2 protein-coding genes are annotated in these 1,921 nt (G+C 61.8%); both read right to left on the reverse strand.

Annotation, left to right across the window (positions count from 1 at the left end; genetic code table 11):
• Positions 1 to 133: 133 nt before the first annotated feature.
• Positions 134 to 1,039: a hypothetical protein gene (locus tag ACPEES_RS23200; RefSeq protein ID WP_435106844.1), complete on the reverse strand. Its 906-nt coding sequence runs from the start codon at positions 1,037 to 1,039 to the stop codon at positions 134 to 136.
• 83 nt (positions 1,040 to 1,122) lie between these two features.
• Positions 1,123 to 1,921 (reverse strand): IS91 family transposase (locus tag ACPEES_RS23205; RefSeq protein ID WP_435106846.1); only part of this gene is annotated, 799 nt, incomplete at its 5' end.

Raw genomic sequence — 1,921 nt, forward strand, 5'->3', positions numbered from 1 at the left:
TATACGACCGCAACCGATGCTCTATTGCCCTCGATCAGCACGTCCGTCTCTGCCTACTTGCGGGAGGAGTCCATATATGATTGTTAGTGGCAGTGTGAACCAGAGCCCGAATCGCGACAGTAAGCACAACCGACTACTCTGGCGCCCAGAGCCGCTGCAGTCTTGGAACCGTTTCCTTGGGCGAGGGATCGCTGTCGGAATAGTCCAGCGACACGATCCGGTTCATGCCGTCGTCGCTTGGCTCATCGTCCGCATAGGGGAACCATTCGCGGGCTTCGTCAGGGGTTAAACGCAACGTCAGTTTGGTCGAAGGGAACCATATTGCGGCCCCTTGGCCGGTTGACTTCCAAACAAGTCCCTTGCGCACATCAACGACATTCCCCCAAGGTACGAACAGCCACCGCGTCTGTGGTGTGGTCCATTCGTGACCTTCGGGGTAGACGCCCTGGCCGTGAACGTAGATTCCCTCGGGTATGGCGATGAAACCGAGAAAGCACCCTTGCCAACTGCGCGGCCGTAGCCCAAAGAGACCCACTATGAGCAAGAGCCCGCCGAATCCCATAAGTAGATAGCTACCCGAGACATGCCATTCGGGGAAAAGGGTTTTGACGTTCCAGCCGAGGTAAAAGAGCCCCACACCGATGGCCAAGATCACCATGATCGTTACCCGAGAGGACCAGATCGAGCGACCAGCAACGACCACCGCACCATTCGGCGGCTTCTGACCGCGGAGTGCATCCGGGATGTTCGTCGTCATTGGGCCGGCATTTTCCTGGTGTTGCACCGAGTCCGGCACACCGATCCGCTCCGCCACTATGCTCGGCCACTCACCCGACGAACGCCTCCAGCGTAAAACGAACAGCGCGGCCCCAGCCCACAAAGCCAAGCCCATTGCGAACGCAATGACGTGCCCTTCGGCGAACGAACGAACAAGCATTAATGTGCCGAAGCTGAACAATACCAAGACGACGACACCGAAAAAGACGGCCCTAAAAATTCTCCCAATACGCGTCGGCCTTACTAATTCCTTTATGCTCACTATCCGTTTACCTCTGCAATGGAATCACGACTTATCACACTCAAAACAGAAGAACCCCCACGGCTATCGCCACTAACGAATAGTTAACCGGCCCGCGTCGAGGCCAAAAAAAGAGCACTGTCCGACCGGGTTGCCGCTGCGGGCGGATCGTGACTCGGAGCGGGTCCGGTTGAACGGCTCGTTGTACAAAGTCCGCTCCACCTTGATTGGGAATTTTGTCCACGCCGCTGTCGGTGGGCGATCGCGGCTCCGCGCACCAGCGCCCGTCCACAGTGGGGGCAGCGCGTCGTCGCCCCGTGGCCGATCGAGGCCATATACGCCTGCCAGCTCTGGCGCTGGTGCGCCTGTGAGCACGTCGTGCGCGGATCGATCAGGGTGCGGCAGCGCTCGCGGCGCTCTTTGCAGGCATGCGCGTAGAGCCCGACATGGCGCACGGTGTGCTGGCCGGGCTCGGGGACGTGCCACAGCAGGTGCTCGATGAAGCGCGGCGCCTTCAGGCAGCGGACCCTGTACTTTCCATCGCGGTGGTCCTTGTAACGGAACCGAACCTGGCCATCGCCGGCGCCGACGATCCGGGTGTTGGCGATCGGCCCGCCGCGCACGTAGCGCGACAGGTACTTCGCCACGCCCTTGCCGTGCCCGTAGCGGCTTTCCAGGCGGACGTTCCACTTCTTGGCGGCGGCGGCGCGAAGGTGGTCCTCGATGGGCGTGCCTTCGGGCGCGCGCAGGCGCCCGGCGCGCATGGCGTCCGAGAGCTTCTCGAGCAGCTTGCCGCGGTAGACCGGTTTCACCACCCCGGCGGGCACCAGGTAATCGCCCGCCACGTCGCGCCATTCCCCCTGCGGGGTCAGGCCGCCGGCGGTGACCAGGCAGTGAATGTGC

The organism is Arhodomonas sp. AD133 (assembly GCF_051195215.1).
Lineage (GTDB): Bacteria > Pseudomonadota > Gammaproteobacteria > Nitrococcales > Nitrococcaceae > Arhodomonas.